Raw genomic sequence first — 12,434 nt, forward strand, 5'->3', positions numbered from 1 at the left:
CTGACCATCGTGGATGAATGGCGCGCCGTCACTGGCCACGCAAGAGATGGGGTGCGTCACCCCATCTCGGCGATGCGCCGCGCATAGAGCCGGCGCAGCGGTTCGAGTTGCGTGGCTGCCGTTGCGGCGAGATAGGCCTGCCGCGCTTCATCCTTGCGGCCGAGGCGGCGCAGCAGGTCGGCGCGCACCGCGGGCAGCTGGTCATATCCCTTCAAAGTGCCGCGCGCGTCCAGCGCGTCGATCAGGTCGAGCGCGCGCGCCGGACCATCGACCATCGACACCGCGGCGGCGTGATTGAGCTCGATCACCGGCGACGGGCTGATGCGCAGCAGCACCTCGTAAAGACCGGCGATCTGCGGCCAGTCGGTGTCCTTGTAACTCGGCGCCCGCGCGTGCAGCGCGGCGATCGCCGCCTGCACGGCGTAGGACTGCGGCCGGCCCGGCATCCGCAGCGCCTCCTCGACCAGTTCGAGGCCTTCGGCGATCTGCTGGAAATCCCACAGCGAACGGTCCTGCTCCTCGAGCAGCACGATATCGCCGCCGGCGGTCTGGCGGCCGGCGCGGCGCGCATCATGCAGCAGCATCAGCGCCAACAGCCCCTTGATCTCGCCGCGCGCCGGTATCAGCGCATCGATCAGCCGCGCCAGCCGGATCGCCTCGCGGGCAAGATCGGGCCGCATCAGATCCTCGCCGGCGGTCGCCGCATAACCTTCGGTGAAGACGAGGTAGATCACCGCGAGCACGCCGGTGAGGCGCGGCTCCAGCGCCTCACGCTCCGGCACCTCATAGGGAATGCCGGCGAGTTTTATCTTTTGCTTGGCGCGCAAGAGGCGCTGCGCCATGGCGTCCTCGCTCACCAGGAAGGCGCGCGCGACCTCGACCGTCGTCAGCCCGCACACCGTGCGCAAGGTCAGCGCGACCTGGACCTCCGCCGCAAACGACGGATGGCAGCAGGTGAAGATCAGCCGCAGCATGTCGTCGTCAAGCGTTGCATCGGCCGGCTCGGGCGAGGACTCTGCATCGAGCAGGATCTGATGCGTCAGTTCCTGCTGCTTGCCGCGAAACGTCGCCGCGCGGCGAACGCGGTCGATCGCCTTGTTGCGGCCGACATTGACCAGCCAGGCACGCGGATTGGAGGGGAATTCGCCGATCGGCCAGCGCTGCAGCGCCACGGCAAAAGCATCCTGAAGCGCATCTTCGGCCAGGTCGAAATCGCCGACGAGACGGATCAGCGTTGCGAGCGCCCGGCCCGCCTCGTCGCGAAACACTTTTTCGATCTGGCTGGGGGTCATGGTCTCACCGTCATTCCGGGGCGATGCGAAGCATCGAACCCGGAATCTCGAGGTTCCGGGTTCGCGCTTCGCACGCCCCGGAACGACGAAACCATCACTTGTCGTAGATCATCACCGGCCTGACTTCGATCGAGCCGGTCTTGGCGCCGGGAATCCGCGCCGCGAGGCCGAGCGCCGTGTCGAGATCCTTGGCATCGACCAGATAATAGCCGCCGAGTTGTTCGCGGGTTTCCGCAAACGGCCCGTCGGTTGTCAGCGTCTTGCCGTCGCGCACCCGAACGGTGGTCGCGGTCGACACCGGCTGCAGCCCGTCACCCGCCTTGAAGTGTCCGCTCTGGATGATGGACTGGGTGTAGACGCCATATTCCGCCGACAGGGCCTTGCGGTCGTCGGCATTCATGCGGCCATATTCCGCGTCGCTCCGGTAGATCAGCAACAGATATTGCATCTTGAGAACTCCTCTTGATCGGCTGGATCGCCGACACCCAGTCGAACGGGCGACACGCAGGACGACATCGTCAGGATAAATTATTTTGGCCGCCCGGCGTGAATGTCTCACCGGCCCGGCGGGCCGCAGAGCCAGCTTATATCGGATAATCCGATAGTAATCCCCAATATTATTCGTTTGTTAAATTCATGGCAGCGCGTAGCCTTCGGATGCCCGGAGGACTTTCGCCATGACACCACTGCCGCAGACAGCCACACGCCTTTCCCGGCTCCTGCTGTCGATGCTGTACCGAATCCTGCGCAGCCGGATCGTGGCGAAACCGCGCCACCACGCCAGTCAGGTCGCCTCGAACATCGCCGCGGGCGGCAATCCGCTCGGCGTGTGAGCAGGCAATGCAACGGGGCATCACGCGCCTGAAGGCGTTGCGTCAGCTGATCGCCGACGAAGGGCTGACCATCGCGATCCTTGCGGCGGTAGCCGCAGCGACGGTGATCGCATTTGGTTTCGGTGCGGAAGCCGACATCGTGGCCTCGATGCTGGTCATCGGCCTTGTGACCGCGCTGGCGGAGACCCGCCTGCGATCGGGAAAGTAGCTCCAGCGGCCGTGATCGGCTCCGGAGGGGATGACCGAGAACCTGGCATTTGCTTGTAGCCTTATCCGCGTCACTGCGAGCCACCGGGTCGCGCGAACGCGCGCCCGATGACAGGCTTCGCGAAGCTATCCATCTGTCGCATGTGCGGAGCGATGGATTGCTTCGTCGCTTCAGCGCAAAATTGCTTCGCAATTTTGTCGCGAGCTCCTCGCAATGACGGCATGGCTTCCCAGCCTTTACGACGATGTCGCGGCCTGCTGCGCGGCGCGGCGCCGCAACTCCTTGAGCTCCTCGAAACGCTTGGTCACGTCGCGCATCACCGCGACGGTGCCGGCGACCTTGTGCGCCGCATCGTGCAGCATCTCGATGGTGAATTCGACGGAGATGCGCGTCCCGTGCCTGGTCAGCGCCGGCACCGACAGCAGATCGCCCTGACCGTAACGGCTCGTCCCGGTCGCCATCGTGTGCCGGAAGCCGGCCCAGTGACGCGCGCGCAGATTCTCCGGAATGATCAAATCGAGCGATTGTCCGATCGCCTCCTCGGCGCTGAAGCCGAACATCCTGACCGCGCCGGGATTCCACAAGCTGATACGGCCTTCGACATCGGTCGCAACGATCGCGTCGGAGGCTCCCTTGAGCAACGCGTCTCCCACTTCTGCCGCAATATCCATCGTTTGACCTCCTGCTGATCCCGATCCTGCTGTGAACGCGGACGTTTGCGCTGACAAGCGAAGAAAGCCGATGGAATCGATCGGAGATGCCGATAGAAATCGCGGTCAGCGCCGCCGCCGCGCGGCAGGCCTGGACCGCGGCAGGTCCGCGCTCGCATTAACCTGCGACGCGGCAAGCCGATGCATGGTCTCGACCGCGCGCGCCAGATGATCGTCCTGGCTGTCAGCCGGATAGGCGACATAGGCGGGCATCGCAAAGCCAGGTGCGCCGGCGACGGCGTGCAGCCGCCGCGCCTTCAGGAGCGGCTCCACGATACGACGCGCGAAGAAGCCAGAGCCGCCATTCTCCAAAAGATGCTGCAATCCGAGCCAGCCGATATTCACCGTCAGCGCGGGGCCGGCGAAATTCGGAAACAGCGTGGCGTGACGCGCGTAGAATTCGGGGCCCCAATCGACATAGACATAGCGCGGTCCCGGCTCCGGTGCGCTTTTCGGATCGGTCGACACCAGGATGAGCTGCTCCTCGAACAGCTGCTCGACCTTGAGGCCAGGGCGACTCTGCGGCGTGTACATCACGCCGATGTCGATGCGTCCCTCGACCAGCCCCTGCATCAGCTCGGGCTCGAGCGCGCTCTCGGCGCGGATCGAGATGTCGGGATGCGCCCGCGTCATCAGCGGCAGCCAGCGCAGCAGATACTCTTCCCAAAGTCCGATGCGGCCGCCGACCACCAGCGTCGCGGAAAATCCCTTGGGGATTCCTACATCATGGCGCGCCTGCTCGACGGTGCGGACCAGCACCGAGGCGTGGCGCTGAAACTGCCGGCCGGCCGGCGTCAACTTGGTGCCGGCCTTGTTGCGCACGAACAGCACGCAGCCGAGCTGCTGCTCGAGCGTGTGGATGCGGGTGCTGACGGTCGACTGGCTGACATGCAGCCGCTCCGCCGCGGTGATGAAGTTGCCGGCGCTCACCACCGTCAGGAACGTCCGGGCCAGTTCGGTATCCATGGCGCCTCGACCTTTGGATCGATCAAATCGATATCAAAGGCCCCTCCTCTGCGAATGTCAAAATCGAGGACCCGCCGGGCGCCGGGCCAGGGGTTAACCATCGCAATCGCTTGACGCGGGCGGCCAAAGCCCGCATGCGTAACCCGTCAGTCGGCCGGACGGCCGCTCCCGCAAGCGCCGAAAGGCCGCGGGGGAGGAAAGTCCGGGCTCCATCGACATGCGGTGCCGGATAACATCCGGCGGGGGCGACCCCAGGGAAAGTGCCACAGAGAACGAACCGCTCCCTCCTCGGAGGAAGTAAAGGGTGAAAAGGTGCGGTAAGAGCGCACCGCGTTTCCGGCAACGGAGATGGCATGGCAAACCACACCGGGAGCAAAACCGAATAGGGACGGCAACGCGGTTAGTTCGCGCACGCGCGATAACACCGCAGGGCGATGTCAGGCCCGCTGTCCGGGTAGGTTGCCCGAGGCAAGGTGCAAACCTTGTCCCAGAGGAATGGCCGTCGCGTACCATTCGCGAGAATGGTGCCCTACAGAACCCGGCTTACAGGCCGGCTGATATTCTAAAGCGTTTTCGAGCGAAGTGGATTTCCGGTTCGCGTGAAGAAAACGCGTCTTGAAGATGGACCATGAGGGGCTCGGCGCGACACGCCGGGCCCCTCGCCATTTTCAGATCAGCATCGTTCCAGCTACGCGCGCCGGCGGGAAGTAGAGCCAACCCATCGTCTTGCGTCAGAACGACCCGAATGCGGTGCCGATCGCAATCACCGCTGCGAGTGCAATGACAGAACTCACAATGCCGACCATGACAATGTCGAGATAGCTATCGCGATGCTTGAGCCCACAGATCGCAAGCAGGCTAACGACAGCGCCGTTGTGAGGTAGAATGTCCAGCGTTCCCGAACCGATCACCGCGACGCGATGCAACAGGCCGGGGTCAATACCCGCCTCCGCGGCAAGGTCCATATAGGTCCGTCCCAGCGCATCGAGCGCGATCGTCAAGCCGCCGGAAGCCGACCCCGTCAGCGCCGCAAGGATGTTCGTCGCGACCGCGAGCGACACCAATGGACCGCCTTCAATTCGCAACACCCAGTCCCGCACCACGCCGAAGGCGGGAAGCGAGGCGATAACGGCGCCGAATCCGACAAGGCTTGCGACGCTCAGCGCCGGCAGGACCGACGCGTTGGCACCGGCATCCATCGTTCGTCGCAGTGCGGGCAGCCGCGTCCAGTTGCAGAGGATGACCGTCACGATCGCTCCCGCCAACGCCACGACAACTGACCAGACACCGGCCACGGCAGCCAGTGATGTATTTCCCCACCGCTGTTCGGCCAGGAACGAGAAATCAAGCCGAGGCAGCACAACCAGCGACATCACCAGATTGACGGCGACGACGACGATCAGGGGAAGGATGGCGTTGAAAATCGGGACGGCGGCATCGCTGTGATATCCGTGGCGGAGCTCCGCCGGGTCGAATTCTCGCGCCGTCGTAGCCCGCTCGCGCAACAGCTCATCGTCGGCTGCATCCGCCGGAACCGGCGGCTCGTCGCCATACCCCTCTTTTGCGCGATGCGCTGCCTTCTCCGCGCGAAGCAGCCACCACAGCCCGACGCTCAGCATGATGATCGAGGCGACAACGCCGAGGCCCGGTGCGGCAAAGGGGGTCGTGCCGAAGAAAGGCATCGGTATCGCATTCTGTATCGACGGCGTGCCCGGCAGCGCCGACATGGTGAAGGTCGAAGTCCCGAGAATGACCGCCGCCGGTACCAGACGACGTGGAATCCCCGCCGTGCGAAACAGCGACTGCGCCATCGGAACGATGACAAAGAAGGCGACGAACAGGCTGACGCCGCCATAGGTGACCAGTGCGCCTGCGAGCACGACCGCAAGGATGATCCGGCGTTCGCCCAGGCACCGGGAGATGAAGCCCGCGACCGCCGCGACTGCGCCGCTGTCATCCATGAGCTTTCCGAACACGGCGCCAAGCAGAAAAATAGGGAAGAACTGCGCGAGAAACTCCGACGCACTACCCATGAAGGTCTGCGTCCAGTTGGCAAGCAGCGGCTCGCCGCCGAAGGCTGCGGCCACCAGCGCACAGAGCGGCGCGAGCAGCAGCACGCTCCAACCGCGGAAAGCAAGACAGACCAGCAGTCCAAGCCCGACGAGAATGCCGAGAAGACCCATCGTCTCAGCACTCCGCCAGCAGAATATCGAGATCCGCCGTCGAACGCTCACCGAGATCGGCGCCATGGGCGTCGAGGAATTCGCCGGCGGCTCGCCGCCCTTCCTCGTGCAGCTTGGCCACGAACGCCCATTCGGCATTGAGCTTGGATGACGAACCGAACGTCGCGAGCATGTCGCTCTTGATCCGGTGCGTCTTCATCTGCGCCCAGCGGGCGCCTTCCCCTGTACCGGGATCGGCGACCTGGCGAAGCAACGCGATCATCCGCAGCTCCTTTGCCAGCGGCGAGTTGAACGAGATCTCGTTAAGCCGGTTGAGAATGTCAGCGGCCGTGCGCGGCTGCTCCGGACGCTCGGTCGGGTTGATCTGGACGACGACGGTGTCGCGCGCGTCGGTCTCGCGGACGAGCGGTGTAATCGTGGGATTGCCCGCGTAGCCGCCGTCCCAATAGGGCTCGCCATCGATCTCGATCGCGCGAAACATCGTTGGTAAGCAAGCCGACGCGAGCAGGACTTCCGCGGTAATCTCCGCGTTGCGAAAAATCCGTCCGCGGCCCGTACGCACGCGCGTGGCGGTGATGAAGAGCTTGATCGGCGCGCGTGCAAGACGCTCGAAATCGATACTGTCGTTCAATATGTCGCGTAGCGGATTGAAGCCAAGCGGATTGAGGTCGTAGGGTGAAAGCATCCGCGACATCAAATCGGTAAAGAGATAGGCCGGGGAGCTGTCAAGCGACCAGCGTCCCATCAGGCGGTCGAGCGGCGACCGTTGCAACGGACTGAATGCGGCGGCGCGCGAGACGCTTCGCCAATATTTTTCAAGCGCTTCGCGTGCGCCGGCAGCGCCGCCCGCGGTCCAACCATCCGCCAGCACGGCTGCGTTCATCGCTCCGGCCGATGTCCCGGATATGCCCGCAATCTGAAACCAAGGTTCTTCGAGAAGCCGATCCAGGACACCCCACGTGAACGCACCGTGCGATCCCCCACCTTGAAGCGCCAGGTCTACGAGCACGGGGCTGCGGTTCATGAATCCATGCTCACCAGCACGCGAGGCGCTCATTATGTCGCAGTTCAACCGAACATGCGAGACAAAGTTGCGGTCGCTGCCTAGTTCCGATGGCGAACTTCGAACGATATTATCTCAACTCGAAGCGAACCGATCGCTTCAGTGCCGCCACAGCCCACCTTTCTTAAAAGGCGACATGCATGGGGTGGCGGGCGTAGAGTGTGCCTCTCGCGGAGGATCGCAGATGGACCTTCAGAAGATCATGGCGAAGGCAAGAGACATCGCCAGCAGCACCGGCACGATCACGACCGAGCAACTGAACGGGATGTGCCCCAACAATATGGAGCCCGAAGATATCGCGGCTCTCTTTGCGGCTCTGCGCACTGAGGGGATTCGTCTCAAGGACAACGACGCAGAAAAGTAGGAGCCACTGTGCTTTGACGCTATAGCAAGACAATCGATCACTGCGATCGAAGCGCTGGCCGAGTTTGGATAGTGGCAGATTGGCCATCCCGCGGCATTGCAGCTATGATCCGCCAGAGCTGGACGTGTCCTTCTGCCCCGAGATTCAAGAAGATCAAGAGGAGGAATAGGAATGTCGGTCGCCTGCAAGTTCGAACGCAGCATCCTCAGCCACGAAGAATATGAGGAAATCCGCCTGACGCATCATCCCGCCATCTACGGCGTTGAGGTGAGCGAGCTCGAGGCCATGCGACCCCGCTTGCGCAAGATGCGCGATAAGGAGCGAACGGTCGGCCGACAGAAGCAGCGAGAGAGCCGCGGAAAGGCCGAGGCTCGCGGCACGAGCTTTCCAGGAACCGCCAAGCATGCGTCAGAGCGAAAACAGGTCTTCGCGGCAGCGCTGAAACGGGTCAACACGGAGCTGAGGCGTCAGCACAATCTGGCAGCCCGGACCGCACATGTCGAAGCAGCGCGAAAGGCCCTCGCGCTGCACCGGGCCGCGAACTTCACGACGCGTCCCCCGGCAGGAGGCACCGCGGACGAAGGCATGGCGTCGAAGCCAAGCGAACGCCGACGAAAGATCATTGCAGGCGCAAAGATCGGACGCGTATCGCAGGCGACAAAGGTCGCTCAAGCCGTCCGCGACGCGCGCGGTGCATGATCCCGGGCAAACAAGCGGCTGATTGATTCCGGCGCGGCATCGGCATCCCGCAGCATACGCCAGCCGTCGCGGTTGCGCGCGGCCTGCCGCATGCTGAAGCGGACAGGGCGCGGCGTTTCAGCGGCATTGGTCAATGCAACCGCCAGTCAATCAGTGCCCGCCAGAACCTCAAACCCAATCCGGACGCTGATCTCCCGCATGAACCGCGTGACCGACCGGATACAAGCTCTTGATGCGGTCCCGGACGGCGATGATGCCAAAACAGGGCGTAAGAGAGACATGCCCCGGCTGAGGCGCCGCGCCGAGTTCCTCAATCGCCTATCATGTTCTCCACAATAAGCGCCATCCCGACGTGCCTGCTGGTGATCGTGGCATTCGTCAGTACCTATTTCCAGCTGCGGCACGAATATGGTGTCGCCATACTTTTTATCGTAGCGCTCGGATCTTTCACCGCAGCGCTGATAGATCTCGTCCGTGAACGAGGATTGCCGTGCACGAATACGATCTGGATCGCTAGAAATCGCCTCAGGAAACAATCTCCATGAGCATCGCCATCAGCGCCTCCGGTGCGGTGACGTTCGGCGAGTGGCTGGCGTCGATCTCGAAATAGCGCCAGCCGGCTTCGTTCCTGATGCGCCGGGCGAACTGGCCGAACGTGTCGGCCTGCGTGGCGCGGGTGGCGTAGATGTAGCTGCGCGGCAGGCTGGTCTCGCCGTGCTTCAACCGCAATTTCTGCTCGAAGCATTTGATCGGCATGTCGACGCGCCGCGCGCTCAGCCATGCGACGTCGGCGGGCGACGTGTCCGGCGGCACCGGCATCGGCGGAATACGCCAGCCGTCGCCGTCGCTCGCGAACTCACGCATGGTCTCGATCGCCGATTCGTTGAGATCGAACAGCGACTGGCCGTCGCGCGGCACGAAAGCGTCGATATAGATCATCTGCGCGATGCGCTCGCGCACCCGGTCGGCGACGCCGGTCGCGACCATGCCGCCATAGGAGTGCCCGATCAGCACGATGTCGTGCAGGTCCTCGTAACTGATGACGCTAAGCACATCCTGGATATGCGCCTCGAGGTCGAGTCCTTGATGCGCAAGGTGCGCGCGCTCGCCAAGCCCGGTGTAGCTCGGCGTGACCAGCCGATGGCCGGCGGCCTGCATCAGGGGATGCATCTTCTTCCATGCCCAGCCTGCCGACCAGGCGCCGTGACAGACCAGAAAGGTTTTTTGCGAATTCGCGGGCGAGCCTGAAGTCATGGGATGCTTCCGTTCCGATTATCGTTGATGAGCCGCGATTTTGAATAGTACCTGCGAGACGCGTTGTGTAAACGTGGCGCCAAACACCACCGTCGTTCCGGGGCGATGCGCCAGCATCGAAGCCGGAATCTCGAGATTCCCCGGTGCGCGATTGCGCGCCTGCGGTCTGGTCCTTCGGACCATCCCGGAATGACGAAGGAGAAAAAATGACCCCGGCAAGCTATGCGATCCTGTTCTTCGGCGCGCTTGCCGGCGGTTTCGTCTCCGGCCTTGCCGGCTTCGGCACCGCGCTGATGGCGCTCGGCATCTGGCTCTATGTGCTGCCGCCGACACTCGCGGTGCCGCTCGTGCTGGTCTGCTCGGTCATCGCGCAGCTCTCGACCTTGCCGTCGATCTGGAAGAGCATCGATTTCCGCCTGGTCTGGCCGTTCGTCATCGCAGGCCTCGCGGGCGTGCCGATCGGCATCCTGCTGATCGCGCGGGCCGACCCCGAGGTCTTCAAGCTGACGATCGGCGTCTTCCTGCTGGTGTTTCCGACCGCGTTGTTCCTGCAGCGCAAGCCGATGTCGATCGCCTTCGGCGGCAAATGGGCCGATGGCGCGATCGGATTTGCCGGCGGCATCCTCGGCGGCCTCGCCGGACTGTCCGGCCCGCTGCCGATCCTGTGGGCCAGCGTGCGCGGCTGGGGCAAACAGCAGCGCCGCGGCGTGTTCCAGATCTTCAACTTCACGATCCTGGCGGCCGCGCTTTGCGTGCAGATCGCAAGCGGCCTGGCGAAGCCCGAGCTGATCTGGCTGGTGGCGTGCGCGTTTCCGGGGACACTGCTCGGCGCCTGGCTCGGCGCGCGGCTCTATCACGCGCTCAGCGACCGCAATTTCTCCGACGTCGTGCTGCTGCTGCTGTTCCTGTCCGGCGTCGCGCTGGTGTGGAACGGACTGGCGCCGAAATAGCGGGCGCTGCGTGAGCGTCGGTTCTGATCCAATCAGAACCGACGCTCCAGCCATGCGCCATCTCACTCCGCCGCGGCCTGACCGAACTCGGTCGCCTGACGCTCGAACAGGCCGCGATAGATGCCGCCTTGACGCGCGGCCAGCACCTCATGGGTGCCCTGCTCGACGATCTCGCCGCGGTCGAACACCAGGATGCGATCCATGCTGCGCACGGTCGACAGCCGGTGCGCGATCACGATCGAGGTGCGGCCCTTCATCAACCGTTCCATCGCCTGCTGGATCAGCGCCTCGGATTCCGAATCGAGGCTCGAGGTCGCCTCGTCCAGGATCAGGATCGCCGCATCGGCCAGGAAGGCGCGTGCCAGCGCCACGCGCTGCCGCTCGCCGCCCGACAGCTTGACGCCGCGCTCGCCCACCAGCGTGCCGTAACCCTTCGGCAGCCGCATGATGAAGTCGTGCGCATTGGCAAGCCGCGCCGCCTGCTCGATCGCCTCCATGCCGGCGCCCGGCCGGCCATAGGCGATGTTCTCCGCCAGGGTGCGGTGGAACAGGATCGGCTCCTGCTGCACGATCGCGATCTGGCTGCGCAGCGATTGCTGCGTCGCCTTGGCGATGTCCTGACCGTCGATGAGGATCCGGCCAGCGGAGACGTCGTAGAGCCGCTGCACCAGCTTGACGAAGGTCGTCTTGCCGGAGCCGGAGCGCCCGACCAGGCCGACCCGCTCGCCGGCATCGATGTCGACCGACAGGGCGTCATAGAGCGGCCGGCGATGGCCGCCATAGTGAAACGTGACGTCGTCGAACACGATGCGGCCGCCCTGGATGTCGATCGTTCCAGCATCATCCGCGTCGACGATGCCAAGCGGCTCGCCATGGATCTGCACCAGCTCCTCCATGTCGTTCACCGAACGCTGCAGGTTGTTGATGTGCATGCCGACATCGCGCAGATAGGCGTGGATGATGTAGTAGCTGGTCAGCACATAGGTGACGTCGCCCGGCGTGGCGCGGCCCTGCGCCCACAGCAGGATCGCACCACCGATCACCGAGGCGCGGAAGCACAGCAGCACCACGAGCTGCGCCGTCGAGGTGTGGTTGTAGCGGAACCAGGTGCGCCGCACCCGTCGGCGCCAGCGGCTGATGACGCCGTCGAGCCGCACGTCCTCGCGCGTCTCCGCGCCGAACGACTTCACCACCGCGTTGCAGGTCAGGGCGTCGGCCAGCGTGCCGCCGACCTTGGTGTCCCACGCATTGGAAACGCGCGCGGCAGGCGCGACGTAGCGCACCTGGAACACCATGGTCATCGCGACATAGATCACCGAGCCGACCGCGATCACCGCGCCGAGCTGCGGCCAATGCACGCCGAGCAGGATCATCGAACCGACCAGCACCACGACCGACGGCAGCAGCGCCATCAGGATGGTGTCGTTCAGCAAATCGAGCGCCCACATGCCGCGCGTGATCTTGCGCACGGTGGAGCCGGCGAACGAATTGGCGTGCCAGTCGGTCGAGAAGCGCTGCACCCGCATGAAGGCCTGCTGCCCGACATCGGACATCGTCTTCAGCGTGAACGGCACGATGGTCTGGATGCCGACCAGCCGCAGCACCAGCGACAGCGCGCCGAGGCCGACGATGGCGCCGAACGCCAGCATCGCCGCATGGCGCGCGGCCGCATTGGTGGCGCCCGCGGTCAGCGCGTCGACCAGATGGCCGGAAAACACCGGCATGAACAGGTCGGCCGCGGTTGCGCCGAGGAATCCGGCCGTCACCGCGGAGGCACGCAGCGGCTGTTCCAGCCAATGGCGGAAGACAAAGGGAAGCACGATCCGGATTGCGGCCGGCCGCTTGGTCGTCAGAGAGGTCATGGCACATTCCGGCCACGCTTTTGCAGCGCGTGCCGGCTCCATCTGAGGCG

Annotated in this window: 14 protein-coding genes and 1 other RNA gene; 7 read left to right on the plus strand and 8 right to left on the minus strand. The window is 64.3% G+C overall.

From position 1 onward, the window contains the following. Positions 1-56 precede the first annotated feature (56 nt). Together ACVMDN_RS25870 and ACVMDN_RS25875 are read right to left on the minus strand one after the other, a co-directional pair. Positions 57-1,292: an RNA polymerase sigma factor gene (locus ACVMDN_RS25870; protein ID WP_076824119.1), complete on the minus strand. Its 1,236-nt coding sequence runs from the start codon at positions 1,290-1,292 to the stop codon at positions 57-59. A 94-nt stretch (positions 1,293-1,386) separates the two neighbouring features. Beyond that, entirely contained in the window at positions 1,387-1,740 is a 354-nt protein-coding gene (locus ACVMDN_RS25875) for a YciI family protein (RefSeq protein WP_057014988.1), read from the minus strand. Between the two features lie 229 nt (positions 1,741-1,969). On the opposite strand from ACVMDN_RS25875, the gene ACVMDN_RS25880 reads away from it, so the two are divergent. After that, on the plus strand, positions 1,970-2,125 hold the full coding sequence (locus tag ACVMDN_RS25880; protein WP_176937094.1) for a hypothetical protein: 156 nt from the start codon (positions 1,970-1,972) through the stop codon (positions 2,123-2,125). 7 nt (positions 2,126-2,132) lie between these two features. After that, entirely contained in the window at positions 2,133-2,333 is a 201-nt protein-coding gene (locus ACVMDN_RS25885) for a hypothetical protein (RefSeq protein WP_057014987.1), read from the plus strand. 236 nt (positions 2,334-2,569) lie between these two features. Here the strand turns inward: ACVMDN_RS25885 and ACVMDN_RS25890 are convergent, their stop codons facing one another. Then, positions 2,570-3,004 (minus strand): PAS domain S-box protein, encoded by a 435-nt coding sequence (locus tag ACVMDN_RS25890; RefSeq protein ID WP_057014986.1) that lies wholly within the window; start codon positions 3,002-3,004, stop codon positions 2,570-2,572. A 105-nt stretch (positions 3,005-3,109) separates the two neighbouring features. Then, positions 3,110-4,009: a LysR family transcriptional regulator gene (locus tag ACVMDN_RS25895; protein WP_076824117.1), complete on the minus strand. Its 900-nt coding sequence runs from the start codon at positions 4,007-4,009 to the stop codon at positions 3,110-3,112. A gap of 146 nt (positions 4,010-4,155) precedes the next feature. Between ACVMDN_RS25895 and rnpB the strand changes: the two genes are divergently transcribed. After that, positions 4,156-4,571: RNase P RNA component class A (gene rnpB, locus ACVMDN_RS25900), an RNA gene on the plus strand. A gap of 169 nt (positions 4,572-4,740) precedes the next feature. Here the strand turns inward: rnpB and ACVMDN_RS25905 are convergent. Both ACVMDN_RS25905 and ACVMDN_RS25910 read right to left on the minus strand, forming a co-directional pair. Next, entirely contained in the window at positions 4,741-6,192 is a 1,452-nt protein-coding gene (locus ACVMDN_RS25905; RefSeq protein WP_057014985.1) for a GntP family permease, read from the minus strand. A gap of 4 nt (positions 6,193-6,196) precedes the next feature. Further along, complete coding sequence (locus ACVMDN_RS25910) at positions 6,197-7,216, minus strand: patatin-like phospholipase family protein (protein ID WP_057014984.1); 1,020 nt, start codon at positions 7,214-7,216, stop codon at positions 6,197-6,199. A 223-nt stretch (positions 7,217-7,439) separates the two neighbouring features. Here ACVMDN_RS25910 and ACVMDN_RS25915 point away from each other — a divergent pair, with 223 nt between their 5' ends. From ACVMDN_RS25915 to ACVMDN_RS25925, 3 genes are all read left to right on the plus strand, one after another. Then, the gene (locus ACVMDN_RS25915; protein ID WP_076824115.1) at positions 7,440-7,619 is read left to right on the plus strand and encodes a hypothetical protein; all 180 of its coding nucleotides are present in this window, start codon (positions 7,440-7,442) and stop codon (positions 7,617-7,619) included. A 171-nt stretch (positions 7,620-7,790) separates the two neighbouring features. Then, positions 7,791-8,318, plus strand: coding sequence for a hypothetical protein (locus ACVMDN_RS25920; RefSeq protein WP_076824112.1), 528 nt, complete (start codon positions 7,791-7,793; stop codon positions 8,316-8,318). A gap of 323 nt (positions 8,319-8,641) precedes the next feature. Continuing rightward, complete coding sequence (locus tag ACVMDN_RS25925) at positions 8,642-8,863, plus strand: DUF2721 domain-containing protein (protein ID WP_141341411.1); 222 nt, start codon at positions 8,642-8,644, stop codon at positions 8,861-8,863. Here the strand turns inward: ACVMDN_RS25925 and ACVMDN_RS25930 are convergent. Beyond that, the gene (locus ACVMDN_RS25930; protein ID WP_057014981.1) at positions 8,844-9,572 is read right to left on the minus strand and encodes an alpha/beta fold hydrolase; all 729 of its coding nucleotides are present in this window, start codon (positions 9,570-9,572) and stop codon (positions 8,844-8,846) included. The genes ACVMDN_RS25925 and ACVMDN_RS25930 overlap by 20 nt on opposite strands. A 206-nt stretch (positions 9,573-9,778) precedes the next feature. On the opposite strand from ACVMDN_RS25930, the gene ACVMDN_RS25935 reads away from it, so the two are divergent. Beyond that, positions 9,779-10,522, plus strand: coding sequence for a sulfite exporter TauE/SafE family protein (locus ACVMDN_RS25935; protein ID WP_057014980.1), 744 nt, complete (start codon positions 9,779-9,781; stop codon positions 10,520-10,522). A gap of 62 nt (positions 10,523-10,584) precedes the next feature. On the opposite strand, the gene ACVMDN_RS25940 is transcribed toward ACVMDN_RS25935, so the two are convergent. Continuing rightward, positions 10,585-12,384, minus strand: a complete 1,800-nt coding sequence (locus ACVMDN_RS25940; RefSeq protein ID WP_076824110.1) for an ABC transporter ATP-binding protein — start codon at positions 12,382-12,384, stop codon at positions 10,585-10,587. Positions 12,385-12,434: the final 50 nt, after the last annotated feature.

It is taken from the genome of Bradyrhizobium sp. USDA 4510, from assembly GCF_054059095.1.

What these genes read in the sequence shown, in the direction of transcription:
- ACVMDN_RS25870 (WP_076824119.1), bottom strand. Translation starts at nt 1,292, where the DNA reads ATGACCCCCAGCCAGATCGAAAAAGTGTTTCGCGACGAGGCGGGCCGG.
- ACVMDN_RS25875 (WP_057014988.1), bottom strand. Translation starts at nt 1,740, where the DNA reads ATGCAATATCTGTTGCTGATCTACCGGAGCGACGCGGAATATGGCCGC.
- ACVMDN_RS25880 (WP_176937094.1), top strand. Translation starts at nt 1,970, where the DNA reads ATGACACCACTGCCGCAGACAGCCACACGCCTTTCCCGGCTCCTGCTG.
- ACVMDN_RS25885 (WP_057014987.1), top strand. Translation starts at nt 2,133, where the DNA reads ATGCAACGGGGCATCACGCGCCTGAAGGCGTTGCGTCAGCTGATCGCC.
- ACVMDN_RS25890 (WP_057014986.1), bottom strand. Translation starts at nt 3,004, where the DNA reads ATGGATATTGCGGCAGAAGTGGGAGACGCGTTGCTCAAGGGAGCCTCC.
- ACVMDN_RS25895 (WP_076824117.1), bottom strand. Translation starts at nt 4,009, where the DNA reads ATGGATACCGAACTGGCCCGGACGTTCCTGACGGTGGTGAGCGCCGGC.
- ACVMDN_RS25905 (WP_057014985.1), bottom strand. Translation starts at nt 6,192, where the DNA reads ATGGGTCTTCTCGGCATTCTCGTCGGGCTTGGACTGCTGGTCTGTCTT.
- ACVMDN_RS25910 (WP_057014984.1), bottom strand. Translation starts at nt 7,216, where the DNA reads ATGAACCGCAGCCCCGTGCTCGTAGACCTGGCGCTTCAAGGTGGGGGA.
- ACVMDN_RS25915 (WP_076824115.1), top strand. Translation starts at nt 7,440, where the DNA reads ATGGACCTTCAGAAGATCATGGCGAAGGCAAGAGACATCGCCAGCAGC.
- ACVMDN_RS25920 (WP_076824112.1), top strand. Translation starts at nt 7,791, where the DNA reads ATGTCGGTCGCCTGCAAGTTCGAACGCAGCATCCTCAGCCACGAAGAA.
- ACVMDN_RS25925 (WP_141341411.1), top strand. Translation starts at nt 8,642, where the DNA reads ATGTTCTCCACAATAAGCGCCATCCCGACGTGCCTGCTGGTGATCGTG.
- ACVMDN_RS25930 (WP_057014981.1), bottom strand. Translation starts at nt 9,572, where the DNA reads ATGACTTCAGGCTCGCCCGCGAATTCGCAAAAAACCTTTCTGGTCTGT.
- ACVMDN_RS25935 (WP_057014980.1), top strand. Translation starts at nt 9,779, where the DNA reads ATGACCCCGGCAAGCTATGCGATCCTGTTCTTCGGCGCGCTTGCCGGC.
- ACVMDN_RS25940 (WP_076824110.1), bottom strand. Translation starts at nt 12,384, where the DNA reads ATGACCTCTCTGACGACCAAGCGGCCGGCCGCAATCCGGATCGTGCTT.